The organism is Cryobacterium sp. AP23, from assembly GCF_054075385.1.
In genome coordinates this window covers 667335-683092 of the sequence record NZ_CM133415.1, presented here as the reverse complement: position 1 = coordinate 683092, position 15758 = coordinate 667335, and the positions used below count along the sequence as shown (strand labels likewise).

At 68.4% G+C, this 15758-nt stretch carries 17 protein-coding genes; 9 read left to right on the top strand and 8 right to left on the bottom strand.

Translation table 11 applies throughout. The features are described 5' to 3' along the window. Nucleotides 1–139: 139 nt before the first annotated feature. Together ACU5E9_RS03145 and ACU5E9_RS03140 are read left to right on the top strand one after the other, a co-directional pair. Complete coding sequence (locus ACU5E9_RS03145; RefSeq protein WP_456812188.1) at nt 140–790, top strand: TetR/AcrR family transcriptional regulator; 651 nt, start codon at nt 140–142, stop codon at nt 788–790. A gap of 118 nt (nt 791–908) precedes the next feature. Continuing rightward, on the top strand, nt 909–2507 hold the full coding sequence (locus tag ACU5E9_RS03140) for an ABC-F family ATP-binding cassette domain-containing protein (RefSeq protein WP_456812187.1): 1599 nt from the start codon (nt 909–911) through the stop codon (nt 2505–2507). 106 nt (nt 2508–2613) lie between these two features. On the opposite strand, the gene ACU5E9_RS03135 is transcribed toward ACU5E9_RS03140, so the two are convergent. The 3 genes from ACU5E9_RS03135 to ACU5E9_RS03125 are packed head-to-tail and all read right to left on the bottom strand — an operon-like array spanning nt 2614 to nt 4051. Continuing rightward, complete coding sequence (locus tag ACU5E9_RS03135) at nt 2614–3456, bottom strand: SURF1 family cytochrome oxidase biogenesis protein (RefSeq protein ID WP_456812186.1); 843 nt, start codon at nt 3454–3456, stop codon at nt 2614–2616. Further along, nucleotides 3453–3680 carry a hypothetical protein gene (locus ACU5E9_RS03130; RefSeq protein WP_456812185.1) on the bottom strand — a complete coding sequence of 76 codons (228 nt, stop codon included), beginning with the start codon at nt 3678–3680 and terminating at the stop codon, nt 3453–3455. Before ACU5E9_RS03130 ends, ACU5E9_RS03135 begins: the two co-directional genes overlap by 4 nt. After that, nucleotides 3677–4051 (bottom strand): DUF3099 domain-containing protein, encoded by a 375-nt coding sequence (locus ACU5E9_RS03125; protein ID WP_456812184.1) that lies wholly within the window; start codon nt 4049–4051, stop codon nt 3677–3679. The genes ACU5E9_RS03130 and ACU5E9_RS03125 overlap by 4 nt, the downstream gene beginning before the upstream one ends. Nucleotides 4052–4215: 164 nt before the next feature. Here ACU5E9_RS03125 and fabG point away from each other — a divergent pair, with 164 nt between their 5' ends. Next, entirely contained in the window at nt 4216–4926 is a 711-nt protein-coding gene (gene fabG / locus ACU5E9_RS03120; protein WP_456812183.1) for a 3-oxoacyl-ACP reductase FabG, read from the top strand. Here fabG and serB read toward each other — a convergent pair. Next, nucleotides 4923–5570 carry a phosphoserine phosphatase SerB gene (serB, locus tag ACU5E9_RS03115; RefSeq protein WP_456812182.1) on the bottom strand — a complete coding sequence of 216 codons (648 nt, stop codon included), beginning with the start codon at nt 5568–5570 and terminating at the stop codon, nt 4923–4925. The genes fabG and serB overlap by 4 nt on opposite strands. Then, nucleotides 5567–6811 carry a glucose-1-phosphate adenylyltransferase gene (glgC, locus tag ACU5E9_RS03110; protein WP_456812181.1) on the bottom strand — a complete coding sequence of 415 codons (1245 nt, stop codon included), beginning with the start codon at nt 6809–6811 and terminating at the stop codon, nt 5567–5569. The genes serB and glgC overlap by 4 nt, the downstream gene beginning before the upstream one ends. Before the next feature lie 81 nt (nt 6812–6892). Between glgC and glgA the strand changes: the two genes are divergently transcribed. The 3 genes from glgA to ACU5E9_RS03095 all read left to right on the top strand — a co-directional run bounded on the left by glgA (nt 6893) and on the right by ACU5E9_RS03095 (nt 9283). Then, entirely contained in the window at nt 6893–8074 is a 1182-nt protein-coding gene (gene glgA, locus ACU5E9_RS03105) for a glycogen synthase (RefSeq protein WP_456812180.1), read from the top strand. Nucleotides 8075–8114: 40 nt separating this feature from the next. Continuing rightward, nucleotides 8115–8897, top strand: a complete 783-nt coding sequence (locus ACU5E9_RS03100; RefSeq protein WP_456812179.1) for an ABC transporter ATP-binding protein — start codon at nt 8115–8117, stop codon at nt 8895–8897. A gap of 134 nt (nt 8898–9031) precedes the next feature. Next, nucleotides 9032–9283: a type B 50S ribosomal protein L31 gene (locus ACU5E9_RS03095; protein ID WP_066595443.1), complete on the top strand. Its 252-nt coding sequence runs from the start codon at nt 9032–9034 to the stop codon at nt 9281–9283. A 93-nt stretch (nt 9284–9376) separates the two neighbouring features. On the opposite strand, the gene treS is transcribed toward ACU5E9_RS03095, so the two are convergent. Then, nucleotides 9377–11137, bottom strand: coding sequence for a maltose alpha-D-glucosyltransferase (gene treS, locus ACU5E9_RS03090; RefSeq protein WP_456812178.1), 1761 nt, complete (start codon nt 11135–11137; stop codon nt 9377–9379). 108 nt (nt 11138–11245) lie between these two features. Between treS and ACU5E9_RS03085 the strand changes: the two genes are divergently transcribed. Together ACU5E9_RS03085 and ACU5E9_RS03080 are read left to right on the top strand one after the other, a co-directional pair. Next, nucleotides 11246–12148 carry an alpha/beta fold hydrolase gene (locus ACU5E9_RS03085; RefSeq protein WP_456812177.1) on the top strand — a complete coding sequence of 301 codons (903 nt, stop codon included), beginning with the start codon at nt 11246–11248 and terminating at the stop codon, nt 12146–12148. A 20-nt stretch (nt 12149–12168) separates the two neighbouring features. After that, nucleotides 12169–13251, top strand: coding sequence for a glycosyltransferase family 4 protein (locus ACU5E9_RS03080; protein WP_456813490.1), 1083 nt, complete (start codon nt 12169–12171; stop codon nt 13249–13251). Nucleotides 13252–13281: 30 nt separating this feature from the next. On the opposite strand, the gene ACU5E9_RS03075 is transcribed toward ACU5E9_RS03080, so the two are convergent. Together ACU5E9_RS03075 and ACU5E9_RS03070 are read right to left on the bottom strand one after the other, a co-directional pair. Beyond that, a complete protein-coding gene (locus ACU5E9_RS03075; RefSeq protein WP_456812176.1) occupies nt 13282–13848 on the bottom strand; it encodes a histidine phosphatase family protein in 567 nt (188 codons plus the stop codon). 28 nt (nt 13849–13876) lie between these two features. Then, nucleotides 13877–14728: a Sir2 family NAD-dependent protein deacetylase gene (locus ACU5E9_RS03070; RefSeq protein WP_456812175.1), complete on the bottom strand. Its 852-nt coding sequence runs from the start codon at nt 14726–14728 to the stop codon at nt 13877–13879. Nucleotides 14729–14932: 204 nt separating this feature from the next. Between ACU5E9_RS03070 and ACU5E9_RS03065 the strand changes: the two genes are divergently transcribed. Beyond that, nucleotides 14933–15745 (top strand): TrmH family RNA methyltransferase, encoded by an 813-nt coding sequence (locus ACU5E9_RS03065; protein WP_456812174.1) that lies wholly within the window; start codon nt 14933–14935, stop codon nt 15743–15745. Nucleotides 15746–15758 lie beyond the last annotated feature (13 nt).

The window sequence follows — 15758 nt, the reverse complement described above, 5'->3', positions numbered from 1 at the left end:
GCCAGCCCGCACGACCCGCGCCCGCGCCGGGACGGATGCCCCGCATCCGCCTCCCAGCGCGGTTCGCGTTTAACGCCGCGCAGGTCGGAAACGCAGCTATGTAACGGCCATCCAGTTAGTAGAGGGGTATTCTACTGAGATGGACAGCCCCCGAACACGCAGCCAGATCCGGCGAGACACCCAGACGGCCGGCACCCGCGGAGACGTGATCGAGGCCGCCGGTGAGCTGATGCGGGAGCACGGCTACATGGGCACCTCGATCGCCGCCATCGCCGAACGCGGCGGCGTCGCCGTGCAGACCATCTACAACACCGTCGGTTCCAAGGTGGACGTCCTGGCCGCAGTGCTCGCCGCGGCCAACAGCACGTCGCGCGCCACCGGCCGATCCGTGGCCGACCTCGCGGCCGGCCTCACCGGCGCCGCCACCCCGGCCGCCGCCATCGGCGCGCTGGCGAGTTGGATCGCCGCCGACAACGAGCGGGCCGCCCCGCTCCACCGTGTCGTGAGCGAGGCCAGCGGGACCGACCCGGAGATCCGCGAACTCGAACTCACCATGGCAGCGCGCAGCCTGCACGCCTACGCGGAGGCGGTCGGTGCGCTCCGGTCCCAGCTGGGCCTGCGCCCCGGCCTGAGCGACCACGAAGCGGCGACGTCGATCTGGGCCCTCGGCCACCCCCAGGTGTTCCACACCCTGGTGGCCGGGCTCGGCTGGTCCACGGACACGTACACCGCCTGGCTGCGGTCCGCCCTCCCCGGCGTTCTGCCCACCGGGCGATTTCCGGCCCGCTAGGTCCACTCCGCCGGGTCTATTCGGGCACATCGGCACCGAAACCGGGCGCGAACAAATATACTGGTGGATTGGCCGTGTTTGGCCGCCCTCCCACGACTCCATCGAATGGACTATTGCTGTGCTCAGTGTGCAAGATCTCGAAATCCGAGTTGGGGCGCGCGTGCTCATGGAGGACGTGAGCTTCCGGGTATCCGCCGGCGACAAGATCGGCCTGGTCGGCCGGAACGGTGCCGGCAAGACCACGCTGACCAAGACCCTGGCGCGGGAGACCCTGCCCACCAAGGGCAAGATCGAAAGCTCCGGAGAGATCGGCTACCTGCCGCAGGACCCGCGCTCCGGTGACCCGGACATGCTGGCCCGCACACGCATCCTCGATGCCCGCGGCCTCGGCACCATCTCTCTCGGCCTCACCCAGGCCGGCATCGAGATGGGCTCGCCCGACACCAAGACCAGCGAACGGGCGATGAAGCGCTACGGCACCCTCACCGACGAGTTCAACGCGCTCGGTGGTTACGCCGCCGAGGCCGAAGCCGCGTCGATCGCCAGCAACCTGAACCTGCCCGACCGGATCCTCGACCAGCCGCTGCGCACGCTCTCCGGTGGCCAGCGCCGCCGAATCGAACTGGCCCGCATCCTCTTCTCTGCCGCCGAGACCATGATCCTCGACGAGCCCACCAACCACCTCGACGCCGATTCCGTCGTGTGGCTCCGCGAGTTCGTGAAGAACTACCGCGGCGGCTGCATCATCATCAGCCACGACATCGAACTGGTCGGTGACACCGTCAATCGGGTGTTCTACCTCGATGCCAACCGGATGGTCATCGACATCTACAACATGAACTGGAAGAACTACCAGCGTCAGCGCGTCGCCGACGCGGACCGTCGTAAGAAGGAACGCGCCAACGCCGAGAAGAAGGCCTCCACCCTGCAGCTGCAGGCCGCCAAGTTCGGCGCCAAGGCCAGCAAGGCCGCTGCGGCGCACCAGATGGTCGCCCGCGCCGAGAAGCTGCTCTCCGGCCTGGACGCCGTGCGCGCCGTCGACCGGGTCGCCAAGCTGCGCTTCCCCGAGCCCGCACCGTGCGGCCGCACCCCGCTGATGGCCACCGACCTGTCGAAGAGCTACGGGTCGCTGGAGATCTTCGCCGCCGTGGACCTCGCGATCGACCGTGGCTCGAAGGTCGTCATCCTGGGCCTCAACGGTGCCGGCAAGACCACCCTGCTGCGGATGCTGGCCGGCGTGGACAAGCCGGACACCGGGGAGATCGTGCCCGGGCACGGCCTGCGGATCGGGTACTTCGCCCAGGAGCACGAGACCATCGACGTGAAGCGCAGTGTGCTGCAGAACATGATCTCCTCCTCGCCGAACATCACCGAGATGGAAGCACGCCGGGTGCTGGGCTCGTTCCTGTTCACCGGCGACGACTCGCACAAACCGGCCGGCGTGCTCTCCGGTGGCGAGAAGACCCGTCTCGCCCTGGCGATGATCGTGGTCTCCGGCGCGAACGTGCTGCTACTCGACGAACCCACTAACAACCTCGACCCGGCCAGCCGTGAAGAGATTCTCGACGCCCTGGCGCACTTCACCGGCGCCGTGGTGCTGGTCAGCCACGATGAGGGCGCCGTCGAGGCGCTCAACCCCGAGCGGGTGCTCATCATGCCCGACGGCACCGAGGACCACTGGAACAAGGACTATCTGGACCTGATCACCCTCGCGTGATCAGGCTCGCCTGACCGGCCTCGACTGACCAGGCCAGGCCGCAGCGCGAAAAACCCGCCATTCCCGAAGGGGTGGCGGGTTTTCGCTGCCCGGCGGGCTGCCCGGGCTAGGAGTGCTGGTCGATCAGCTCATCCTCGATCTCGGCGTCGCTGCGCGGTTTCGCGGCCTGGCGCCTGGCCCGCTCGGCGGCCCTGACCTGTTCCTCCGGCACCTCGGCGTTGATGTTGCGGAATTCCTGCCTGGCGGCCCAGCCCAGCCCCACGAATGCCATCAGGGCGAAAACGAACCACTGGAACGCGTAGGACAGGTGCGGGCCTTCGTCCCGGACCGGCCGCAGGACCGCGGTCGGCCGCTCTGCGGCGGCCGGGTCCTCCGTCTTCATCAGGCCGTAGGCACCGGTGTAGGTGTCCCGGCCGAGTCGCTCCGCGATGCCGGGCAGGTCGATGGTGGCCACTTGGTTGCCGCTGGCGCTGCGTCCGGCCAGGACTGGTTCGCCCTGCTTGAGCCGGGCCACCACCGTCACCTCGCCGGCCGGTGCGGCGGGCACCGCGTCCGGCGAATCCTGGTCTTCCCCGGTGGGGACCCAGCCCCGGTCCACGATGAAGACGTCCCCGTTGGCCAGCAGCAGGGGAGTGAGCACCTCGAACCCGGGATTGATGTTGAAGGTCCGGTTGCGCACGAGCAGTTCCTCATCGCGCAGGTACGTGCCCGTGAGTTCCACCGGTAACCACTTCTGCGATTCGGTGAAGGAATCCAGGCTGGGCAGGGCATCGGTCACCGGGACCGCCTCGGCGTCGAAGTTGGCATCCACCCGGCTGATTTCGGCCTGGGCTTCGGCGCGCCGGGCCAGCTGCCACATGCCGAGCCCGGAGCACACCACGGCGAAGATGATCGTGAGCGCCAGATAGCCTGCCCACTGCCGCGAAAAGAGGAACCGCCAGCCGGTCATGCGTGCTCCGGTTCGGTCGGCGCGATGGAACTCACGGTGAGCGGGAAATCCCGGGTGGAGAGGAAGTTCGACAGGAAGTCGACGTGTTCGCCGCAGGCCAACCAGGTCTTCGTCCGGTCCGCGGCGTGGATGCGCGGGTTCCGCCAGTCCAGCCGCCAACTGGCGGTCTCGCGGCAGCCTGCCCGCGAGCAGTTCGTTTCCGGCGCGTCGCCGAAGCCGATCACAGCGAATCTCCGTCCGGTTGCGGCCGATCGGTGCGGGCCTGATCGGTGCGGGCCTGACCGGTGCGGGCCTGATCGGTGCGGGCCTGGCCGGTGTCACCGGGGGCGGGATCACGCCGGGGGAGCGGGACAACGGCCCCAGGTCGCAGCACCGTCGGCGTCGGCTGGGCGCCGTGCACGTTCGCGGCGACGACGGCGAAGTACGGCAGCAGGATCGCCCCAAGGGCGCACACCAGCAACCACCAGCCGTGCACGAAGAGCATCAGCACGATGCACACCATGCGGATGCCCATGGTCACGGCGTACCGGATCATGCGGCGGCGACGCTCTTCCTCGGGAGAAAGAGGGAGCGTCGTGATCGATTGCTGCTTCATCGTGCCCATCGCTTCACCCGGTGATCACACTCAGTAGGCCTGTCCATGTCGTGAATCCAGCCTACGTCCCCTCCCGCGTCTTCGGGGTCACTTCGGCAGACGCTCTAAGCTGAATAGATCTGTGCCCGCTTCCCCGCGGGCGTTCCCACTGAAAGGACCGCGCCATGGCGACCGCTCGAACAGTTCTGGTAACCGGAGGCAATCGCGGCATCGGCTACGCCATCGCCGAGGAATTCATCGCCCAGGGACACCGGGTGGCCATCACCGCCCGCTCCGGGGAGGGCCCCGCGGGGAGCCTCACCGTGCGCGCCGATGTCACCGACTACGCATCCATCGACGCCGCCTTCACCGAGATCGAGGCCGCCTACGGACCGGTCGAGGTCGTCGTGGCCAACGCCGGGATCACCAAGGACACCCTGCTGATGCGGATGTCGGAGGAGGACTTCACCTCGGTCATCGACACCAACCTCAGCGGCGCCTTCCGGGTGGTCAAGCGGGCGTCCAAGGGCATGCTCAAGGCCCGGTTCGGCCGCATCGTGCTGATCTCCAGCGTCGTCGGGCTCTACGGTTCCGCCGGCCAGGTGAACTACTCGTCGTCCAAGAGCGGCCTCGTCGGCCTGGCCCGCTCGGTCACCCGTGAGCTCGGCGCCCGCGGCATCACCGCGAACGTCGTCGCACCCGGCTTCATCGAGACCGACATGACCGCCGCCCTGCCCGAAGCCCAGCAGGCCGAGTACAAGCGGAACATCCCGGCCGGGCGTTTCGCCTCACCGGCCGAGGTTGCGCGGGTCGTCACCTGGATCGCCGGCGAAGACGCGGCGTACATCTCCGGTGCGGTCATCCCCGTCGACGGTGGCCTGGGGATGGGCCACTAGCCCCTGAGGCCCAGGAGGGGCAGCACCTGGCTGAGGTCCAGGCTGTCGATCACGAGGTCGGCGGAGCGACGCACGATCGGCTTGGCGTTGAAGGCCACGCCGAGTCCGGCCACCCGCATCATGGTCAGGTCGTTGGCTCCGTCGCCCACGGCCACGGTCCCGCACAGGTCGACGCCCTCCAGCGCCGCCCACTCGGTCAGGGCTGTGGCCTTCGCCGTCGCATCGATGATCGGCCCGACGAGCCCGCCGGTCAGGCGACCGTCGGCCACCTCCAGGCGGTTGGCCCGCCAGTGGTCAAGGCCCAGCGTCGCCGCGAGGGGGTCGAGGAGCTCGTGGAAACCACCGGAGACCACACCGATCCGGCTTCCGGCGGCGTGCAGGCCCGCGATGAGTTCGTGCACACCCGGGGTGGGGCGGATGAGCGTGCCGACCTCGACGAAGACGTCGGTCGACAGTCCCGCCAGGGTGGCCACCCGCTCGCGGAGGCTCTGGGCGAAATCCAGCTCCCCACGCATGGCGCGGTCGGTTACCTCGGCCACCTGGGCGAGGGAACCGGCCGCGTCAGCGAGAAGCTCGATGACCTCGTTCTCGATGAGTGTCGAATCGGCATCCAGGACAACGAGGAAACGGGCTGCAGGGATCACGGGTGTACGTGCACACCCTTCCCGACAACGGTGATGCCGGATTCGGTGACGCTGAAGCCGCGGGCGAGGTCGCGGTCACGGTCGACGCCGATGGCGGCGCCTTCGGCGACGACCACGTCCTTATCGAGGATGGCGCGGTGCACGACGGCGCCAGGACGGATCTGCACCCGATCGAACACGATCGAGTCCACGACGTGGGCGCCGGAGTCGATGACGGCCCACGGGCCGACAACGCTGCGCTCCAGGTGGGCGCCGGAGATGACGCAGCCCAGCGACACGATCGAGTCGATCACGGTGCCGAGCGATCCCTTGGCGTCCCGCACGAACTTCGCCGGCGGCGAGTTCAGCTGCTGGCTGAAGATCGGCCAGCTCTGGTTGTACAGGTTGAACACCGGCAGGGCGCTGATCAGGTCCTGGTGCGCCTCGAAGAACGAGTCGATGGTTCCCACGTCGCGCCAGTAGTAGCGGTCGCGGTCGGTGGAACCGGGAACGTCGTTGCGCTGTAGGTCGTACACGCCGGCCTCGCCGCGGGCGACGAAGTCGGGGACGATGTCGCCACCCATGTCGTGGCTGGAATCGGTGCGTTCGCCGTCGCGGCGCACCGCTTCGATCAGGGCGTCGGTGTTGAAGACGTAGTTGCCCATCGAGGCGAACACCTCGTGCGGCGCGTCGGCCAGCCCGACGGCATCCTTGGGCTTCTCCAGGAAGTCCTTGATCCGGTCGGGGGTGGCGGCATCCACTTCGATGACACCGAACTGGTCGGCCAGGCCGATGGGCTGGCGGATGGCGGCAACGGTCGCTTCAGCGCCGGAGTCGATGTGGGCCTGGATCATCTGACTGAAGTCCATGCGGTAGACGTGGTCGGCACCGACCACGACGACAATGTCGGGCTTCTCATCGTGGATGAGGTTCAGGCTCTGCAGGATAGCGTCGGCGGAGCCGCTGAACCAGCGCTTGCCGAGCCGCTGCTGCGCGGGGACCGAGGCGATGTACGAGTTGAACAACCCCCCGGACACGTGCCAGGTCTGCGACACATGCCGGTCGAGGCTGTGCGACTTGTACTGGGTGAGAACGACAACCTGGGTCACACCTGAATTGATCAGGTTCGACAATGCGAAGTCGATCAGACGGTAATGCCCTCCAAACGGTACCGCCGGCTTGGCGCGGTCTTCGGTCAACGGCATCAGCCGTTTTCCCTCGCCGCCTGCGAGAACGATTCCAAAGATCTTCTTGGCCTTCATAACTTCAGAGTAGGGCCATCCGGGGGTTCGGACCAGCGTGCGGGGGTGTGTCCCCGGTTCAGGCTGCGCTAGTTTTACTGCATGCGCGTCGATCTGCTCACCAAGGAATACCCGCCCGAAATCTACGGAGGGGCCGGTGTTCACGTTGCGGAGCTGGTTAAGGCCCTCCGCGCCGACATCGATGTGACGGTGCGGTGCTTCGGCGCCGCCCGGTCCGAGCCGGACACGTTCGCGTACGGCGTGCCGGCGGAACTCGCCGAAGCCAATGCCACCCTGACCACCCTCGGGGTCGACCTGCAGATGGCCCAGGACGTGCAGGGCGCCGACGTCGTGCACTCGCACACCTGGTACGCCAACGGGGCCGGCCACATCGCCAAGCTGCTGCACGGGGTGCCTCACGTCGTCACCGCGCACAGCCTCGAGCCGTTGCGGCCGTGGAAGGCTGAACAGCTCGGCGGCGGCTACCGCGTGTCGAGCTGGATCGAGAAGACCGCGTTCGAGGCCGCGGATGCCGTCATCGCCGTCAGCGGCGGCATGCGGGCGGACATCCTGCGCAGCTACCCGGCGCTCGACGAATCCCGTGTGCACGTGGTCTACAACGGCATCGACCTCGACCGGTGGAAGCCCGTCGACGACCGCGATACCGTTCGCGCCCTCGGCATCGACCCCGACCGCCCGTCGGTGGTCTTCGTGGGGCGCATCACCCGGCAGAAGGGCCTGCCGTACCTGCTTCGGGCCGCCGCGCTTCTCCCGCCCGAGGTGCAGCTCGTGCTCTGCGCCGGCGCGCCGGACACGCCCGGCATCCTCGCCGAGGTGACCGGCCTGGTCGAGGAGCTGCAGAAGGAACGCTCCGGCGTGGTCTGGATCGACCGCCTGCTTCCCCAGCCGGAGCTCTCCGCCGTGCTCACCGCCGGCACCGTCTTCGTCTGCCCCTCGGTCTATGAGCCCCTCGGCATCGTCAACCTGGAAGCCATGGCCTGCGGCCTGCCCGTCGTGGGAACCGCGACCGGCGGGATCCCCGAGGTCGTCGCGGATGGCGTCACCGGGCGTCTCGTGCCCATCGACCAGCTCACCGACGGAACGGGCACACCGACCGATCCGGAGGTTTTCGTCGCCGACCTCGCCCGCACCCTCACCGAGGTGCTGGCGAACCCGGAACTGGCCGCAGAGATGGGCCGGGCCGGGCGGGTGCGGGCCGAGGAAATGTTCAGTTGGGGCCAGATCGCCGCCAGCACGCGGGAGATCTACGCCGGACTGCTCTAGCGTGACACGGGGCCCCGGCGGCGCCCGATAACATGGGGACATGGTCAACGTTCTTCATTTCACCGGGGTTTCCGTCGTCCGGGGTGGCACAACCATCCTCGACTCAGTGGATTGGAGCGTAGACGGCGATCAGCGCTGGGTCATCCTCGGCCCCAACGGCGCCGGCAAGACCACGACACTGCAGATCGCCGCGGCCCTGCTGCACCCGTCCACCGGCACCGCCGAGGTGCTCGAGGAGCCGATCGGCGGCAGCGACCTGTTCGAGCTGCGCCCCCGGATCGGCTTCGCCTCCACGGCGATGGCCCGCCGGGTCCCGGCCAGCGAAACCGTGCTCAACGTCGTGATGACCGCTGCGTACTCCGTGACCGGCCGCTGGAACGAGGAATACGAGGAGATTGACGAGCGCCGCGCCCAGCGGGTGCTCACCGAGTGGAAGCTCGACCACCTCGCCGACCGCAAGTTCGGCACCCTGAGCGACGGCGAGCAGAAGCGCGTGCAGATCGCCAGGTCGATCATGACCGACCCGGAGATCCTGCTGCTCGACGAGCCGGCCGCCAGCCTCGACCTCGGCGCCCGTGAGGAACTCCTCCGGCTGCTCAGCGGCTACGCGAGCGAGCCGAACTCCCCGGCGATCATCATGGTCACCCACCACGTCGAGGAGATCCCGCGCGGATTCACGCATGTGCTGCTCTTGTCCGGCGGCACCGTCGTCAGCGCCGGCCCGCTGGCGGAGGCGCTCACATCCGACACGCTCAGCGAGGCTTTCGGCCTCCCGATCGAGCTGACCGAGACCGACGGGCGCTACGCAGCTCGCGCAATCTGAGCGTCCGCGAGTCCTGGCCACCCCGAGCGTCAAGATTCTGCTAAACTCACTAGCTGGTCCTCGTGACCGGAACACTTTTCTGCCGCAACCGGCGAGCCAGAACCCACCCACCGAAACGCACCAAGGAAGTCTCCATGAAGTCTGACATTCACCCCACATACGCTCCCGTGGTCTTCCGCGACCTCGCGTCGGGTGCGACGTTCCTTACCCGTTCGACGGTCTCCAGCTCGAAGACCATCGAGTGGGAAGACGGCACCACCTACCCCGTCATCGACGTGGAAATCTCCTCCGAGTCGCACCCGTTCTACACGGGCAAGCAGCGCATCATGGACTCCGCAGGACGCGTCGAGAAGTTCAACTCGCGTTACAAGGGCTTCGGCAAGTAGTCCGTCCCGTTTTTCTTCGGGCCCGTTCACGGGTCCGCCCCACAGGGTGATCAGCTTCGGCTGGTCACCCTGTCGTGTTCCCTGCTGGCCGTGTTACCTGCCGGCAGAGAACATGCCGGCGGCGTTCAGACCGCTGGCGTTGAGCCCGGCGGCGTTCGAGCCGCAGTGCAGCCAGTAGAAACTCTGCGCACCCAGGGTGAGCGTGAGGCTGCCCTGATCGTCGAAGGACGGGAACACGGCACCGCCGAACAGGTCGTACAGGCGGGTTCCGGCCATGTCCGGGTCGTCGATGTGCACGGCGACGGGATTGTGCGCGAAGCTGAAGACGCAGAGCACGGTCTCCGGCTGGTCGCCGAAACTGGAGCCTGATCCGGCGTACTCCCGCACGAACGCGAGGATCGACTCGTGGTCCGTCGCCAGCACCCGCAGGGAGCCCATCCCGAAGGTGGGATGCCCTTTGCGCACATGGATGACGTTCCGGATCCAGTGCAGCAGCGACCCGGACTGGGCGAGGTGGGATTCGACATTGGTCTGGGCATAGTTGTACACCAACGACTGCACGACCGGCAGGTAGAGCTTGCCGGGGTCGGCCGCGGAGAAGCCGGCGTTCCGGTCCGGTGTCCACTGCATCGGTGTTCGCGAGCTGTCCCGGTCCGGCAGCCAGATGTTGTCGCCCATCCCGATTTCGTCGCCGTAGTAGAGGAACGGGCTGCCGGGCAGCGCGAACAGCAGCGCATGGGCGAGTTCCAGCTCCGAGCGGGAGTTGTCCAGGAGCGGGGCCAGCCGGCGGCGGATGCCGATGTTCGCACGCATCCGGGGGTCGTAGGCGTACCAGCCGTACATCGCCTGGCGGTATTCCTCGCTGACCATCTCCAGGGTGAGTTCGTCGTGGTTGCGCAGGAACACCGCCCAGCCCGCACTGGCGGGGATATCGGTGGTTTCCGACAGCACCCGCACCAGTTCACCGGCCCGCTGGGAGCGGAGGGAGTAGAACACCCGCGGCATCACCGGGAAATCGAAGGCCATGTGGCATTCGGGCTCGTCCTCGGTGCCCAGGAACGCGGCCACCTCCCGCGGCCACTGGTTGGCCTCGGCGATCATGACGCGTCCGGGGTAGTCGCGGTCGAGGATGCTGCGCAGGTGCCGGATGAATTCGTGGGTGAGTGGTTCGCCCTCACCGTTGCCCTCATCCGATTCGTAGAGGTATGGGATCGCGTCCAGTCGGAACCCGTCGACGCCGAAATCCAGCCAGTACCGCACAACCTCGATGATCGCCTTGTGAACGGCGGGGTTGTCGAAGTTCAGGTCGGGCTGGTGGGAGAAGAAGCGGTGGAAGTAGAACTGGCGGCGCACAGAGTCGAATGCCCAGTTCGAGTCCTCGGTGTCGGTGAAGATGATGCGGATGTCCGGATACTTCAGGTCGGTGTCGCTCCAGACGTAGAAGTCGCCGAAGGGGCCCGCCGGGTCCTGACGGGACTGCTGGAACCAGGGGTGCTGGTCAGAGGTGTGGTTCAACGGCAGGTCGATCACGATCCGCATGTTGCGTTCGTGCGCCTTGGTGACGAGTTCCTTGAATTCGTCGAGCGTGCCGAACTCGGGCAGGATCGACCGGTAGTCGGCGACGTCGTAGCCGCCGTCCCGCAGGGGCGAGGTGAAGAACGGTGGGATCCACAGGGCGTCGATGCCGAGCCACTGCAGGTAGTCCAGTTTCGAGATCAGGCCGGACAGGTCGCCGGCCCCGTCCGCGTTGCTGTCGACGAAGGAGCGGACCATGACCTCGTAGAATACCGCCCGGCGATACCACCGGGGATCCAGGGTCAGCCCGGGGAGCTGTATGGGGGCGGTAAAGCTCACGGCGTTCCTTCCGGTCTCACGCGGGATGGTGCTGATGAGAGTGAGTCTAAATCGATCGGGCCGGTTTCGGTCCAGCCCCGTGAGCCCGGCCAGCCTAAACTGGGACCGATGATCGTTCCCTCGCCATACGCCGACCTGCTCACCGTGATGGATGCCCGTGCCCACACCAGATCCGTGCTGGGCAGCGACACCCGGTACTGGGAGTACGGCGACCCGGCCTCGCCCACCACGGTGGTGATGGTGCACGGTTTCCGCGGCGACCATCACGGCCTCGAAGCGGTCGTGGCCCAGCTGCACGGTCTGCGGGTGATCGCGCCCGACTTGCCCGGCTTCGGCGAGTCACCCGCGTTCGCCGGGCGAGGGCACACCATCGATTCCTACGCCGCCTGGCTCACCGAGTTCCTGCGCCTGTCCGCCATTCCCGGCCGCGTCGTCGTGCTCGGCCACTCCTTCGGCTCCATCGTCGTCGCCGCGGCCGCCGCGGCTCCGGGCGGGCTCCCCGCCGACGACCTGGTGCTCGTGAACCCCATCGCCGCCCCCGCCCTCGCCGGCCCGCGCGGGGTGCTGACCCGGCTGGCCGTGTTCTACTACTGGCTGGCCGCGAAGCTGCCGGAACGGCTGGGCTTCGCGCTGTTGCGCAACCGGGTCATCGTGCGGGTGATGAGCATCACCATGGCCAAGACCCGCAGTCGCCAGCGGCGCCGCTGGATCCACAACCAGCACGACCGGTACTTCTCCGCCTTCGCCGACCGCACGGTGGTTCTGGAAGCCTTCACCGCGTCGGTGAGCCACGACGTCAGCGAGTACGCCGACGCCATCGGCACCCGCACCCTGCTCATCGCCGCCGAAAAGGACGACATCACACCCGTCGCCGCGCAGGAGAGCCTGTGCACGCAGTTCCGCGACGCCCGGCTGCACGTCATCCCCGGCGTCGGGCACCTGATCCACTACGAGGTCCCGGAGGCCGCGGCAGAGCAGCTCCGCATTTTCCTGGACGAGGCCGAGTCATGAGCCGTCCGACCGACCGGCCGCTGCGGATCGTGTTCGACTGCCGGTACACCCGGACCGACCGGCACGACGGCATCAGCCGCTACACCGCTGGGCTCGTCACCGAACTCAGCCGGCTGCACCCGGTGACGATGCTGATCAGCGACCACCGCCAGCTCAAGCTGCTGCCGGCCGTGCCGTGGCAGCTGGTCAGCTCGCCGACGAGCCCGCTCGAACCGCTCGTCGCGCTCACCGTCAACAAGCTCAAACCCGACATCGTGTTCAGCCCGATGCAGACCATGGGCTCGTGGGGCCGGCGGTACCGCCTGGTCCTCACGGTGCACGACCTGATCTACTACCGCAACCGCACCCCACCGAGGGAGTTCTCCGCCGGCATCCGCCTGCTCTGGCGGCTGTACCACCTGTCCTGGGGCCCGCAGCGGATGCTGCTGAACCGCTCCGACGGTGTCGTGACGGTGTCGGAGACCACCGCAGCCCTGATCAGCCGGCACCGTTTGACGGTGCGGCCGGTGTCGGTGGTGCCCAATGCGGCCGATGCCGTGGCCGCGGGGGCAGAGCTCGTTCCGCGCGGCGCACCGGCCAGCAAACGTCTGGTCTACATGGGGTCGTTCATGCCGTACAAGAACGTGGACACGCTCGTGCGGGCGACCGCGGCCCTGCCCGGCTACGAGCTGCACCTGCTCAGCCGGATCGGTGACGCCGAACGTGCCCGGCTCAGCTCCCTCGCCCCGCAGGCGTCGCTGGTGTTCCACAACGGCGTCACCGACGAGGCCTACGTGCGGTTGCTCTCCGAGGCCACGGCGCTGGTGACGACGTCGCTGGACGAGGGCTTCGGCATCCCGTTGGTCGAGGCGATGAGCCTGGGCATCCCCGTCGTGGTCAGCGATATCGAGATCTTCCGGGAGATCGGCGGCGACGCGGCCAGCTACGCGGACGCCACCGACCCTGACGCCGTGGCCGGTGCTGTGCGCGCGCTGGAGCAACCGGGGGAGTGGGCCAGGCGCTCCCGGCTCTCGGTGCAGCAGGCGGCACGGTTCACCTGGGCGGAGTCCGCCCGGCGTCTCCTGACGGTTCTGCAGGGCACCCAGGCCGCCGCCCGGCGCTGACCCCGGCGCTTACCCGGCCGACCGGCCGGCTCAGCGCACCGAGGCGAAGCTCTCCAGTTCGAGCTTGCCGTCCTGCCAGCGGAAGTCGTGCACTGACCCGTTCGGGATGAGCTCGCCGGCGGCGGGACGTTGCCCGCCGGTCGCGTATCGCACCAGCGTGCCGATCACACCGCCGTGGCAGACCACGACGAGTTCCCGACCCGGATGCGCCGCCGCGAGGCGCCCGAGCGCCGGCAGTACACGGTCGAGCACGGCCTGCCGGGACTCGAGCCCGGGCACCAGGGCTCCGTCCGGGAACCGGACCTGGCGCTCGGCGAAGGTCAGGCCCTCGATCTCACCGTGGTGGCGTTCGGTCAACTCCGGCACGACCAGGGGCGCGGGATGGTCCAGCTCCCCGGCGATGATCCGGGCGGTCTCGAGCGCCCGCACGAGGGGGCTCGTGACGATGGCGTCCCAGGGCCTGCCGCGCAGCGCCAGGCCGGTTTCGGCCGCCTGCGCCCGGCCCAGCGAGTTCAGGGGGATGTCGGTGCTGCCCTGGATGCGTTTCTCCAGGTTCCAGTCGGTCTGGCCGTGTCGGACGATCGCGAACCTGGTCATCACAACGCCGCCTTCTGCTGCACGAGAACTAGTCGGTGAGTCGGGTCACCAGCCCGGCGAACGTCTCCGACGTGCCTGCCTCCAGCTTAACCAGGGCGCGGCCATCGCCCTTCGTCGCCCCGCGGTTGATCACGACGATGGGGAGCTTCCGGCGCCTGGCGAGTTCGAGCAGCCGGATGCCGGAATTCACCGCCAGCGAGGATCCCGCCACGATCAGGGCATCCGCGCTGCGCACCAGGGCGGCGGCCGCGCTGAACTTGCCCGTCGGTACGAGTTCGCCGAAGAACACGACGTTGGGCTTGAGCATCCCGCCGCAGACCGAGCAGTCCGGAACGATGAATCCGTCGATGTCGACGACGATGGCATCGCCGTCCGGGGCGATCTCCACCTGCTCGGGGTGCGCGAGTACCGGATTGTCCGCTTCCAGCCGGGCCGCGATGCTGTCACGCCCGAAGGCTTGACCGCAGGACAGGCACACCACGAGGTCCATCGACCCGTGCAGTTCGACGACGTGGGTGGAACCGGCCCGGGTGTGCAGCCCGTCGACGTTCTGGGTGATGACACCGCTGATCAGCCCCGCGGCCTCCAGTGCGACAAGGGAGCGGTGGCCGAGGTTGGGTTCGGCGGCGCGGAACCGGTGCCAGCCCAGGTGGCTGCCGGCCCAGTAGCGTTTGCGGGCGCGTTCGTCGGCGACGAAGGTCTGGAAGGTCATCGGGACCCGCACCGGGGCTCCGGCGCCGCGGTAGTCGGGGATTCCCGAATCCGTGCTCACGCCCGCTCCGGTGAGGACCGCGGTGCGCCGGTCGCGCAGGAGCGCGGCCAGGGCGTCGAGGGATTTCTCGGCGCCCACCGACGGTGTCACGAGTGTCTCAGCCGTCATCGTGCTCCATCCGCTTGACCGCGTCGTCGGCCGGGCCTGCTGGCCTGCCCCGACGACGATGTCCTTCGAGTCTAAACTGGTCAGTTTTCGGCCGTGTTACAGAAACTCCCGGCAGCTGACGCGCTCGCGCCCCGCCGGGCGCGGTTCGTGCCCGCGAACCTGACAGTCTGGAAGCACACACCTCCCAGAAAGGCGGCGGCCTCCGTGCAGATCGTCCCGATTACCGACCTCGACCAGCCGGGCCTGACCGACTATTCCCGGCTCACCGATGTGGCCCTGCGCCGGGTCAGCGAGCCGGCCAACGGCCTGTACATCGCCGAGTCCGCGAAGGTCATCGGCCGGGCGATTGCCGCCGGGCACCGTCCGCGGTCGGTGCTCGTGCAGGAGCAGTGGCTGCCCGACGCGGTGCGCCTGCTCGCGGACTGGCCGGACGTGCCGATCTACGTGGGCACGGCTGCCCTCCTCGAAAAGCTGACCGGGTACAACCTGCACCGCGGCGCCCTGGCCGCGATGCACCGGCCCGACCTCGCCGCCGTCGCCGACATCATCCGTGACGCCCGGCGCATCGTGATCCTGGAAGACATCGTCGACCACACCAACGTCGGTGCGATCTTCCGGTCGGTGGCGGGCCTCGGCGCCGATGCCGTGCTCATCACCCCGCGCTGCGCCGACCCGCTGTACCGCCGCAGCGTGCGCGTGAGCATGGGAACGGTGCTGCAGGTGCCGTGGACCCGGCTGCCGGAGTGGTCGGAGGCCGCGCCGGTGCTGCACGAGCACGGGTTCCACCTGGCCGCCCTCGCCCTCGCCGACGACGCCGTGTCCCTGGACACGTTCGCGGCCGACCCGCCGGAGCGCGTGGCCCTGATCCTCGGCACCGAGGGCGACGGCCTCAGCCGGCACGCGCTGGCGGCCGCTGACACCATCGTGACGATTCCGATGCTGCACGGCGTCGACTCCCTGAACGTGGCCTCCGCCAGCGCGGTCGCGCTCTACGCCCTGCGTCCCACACCGCGCTGAGCGGCCTGCCGCG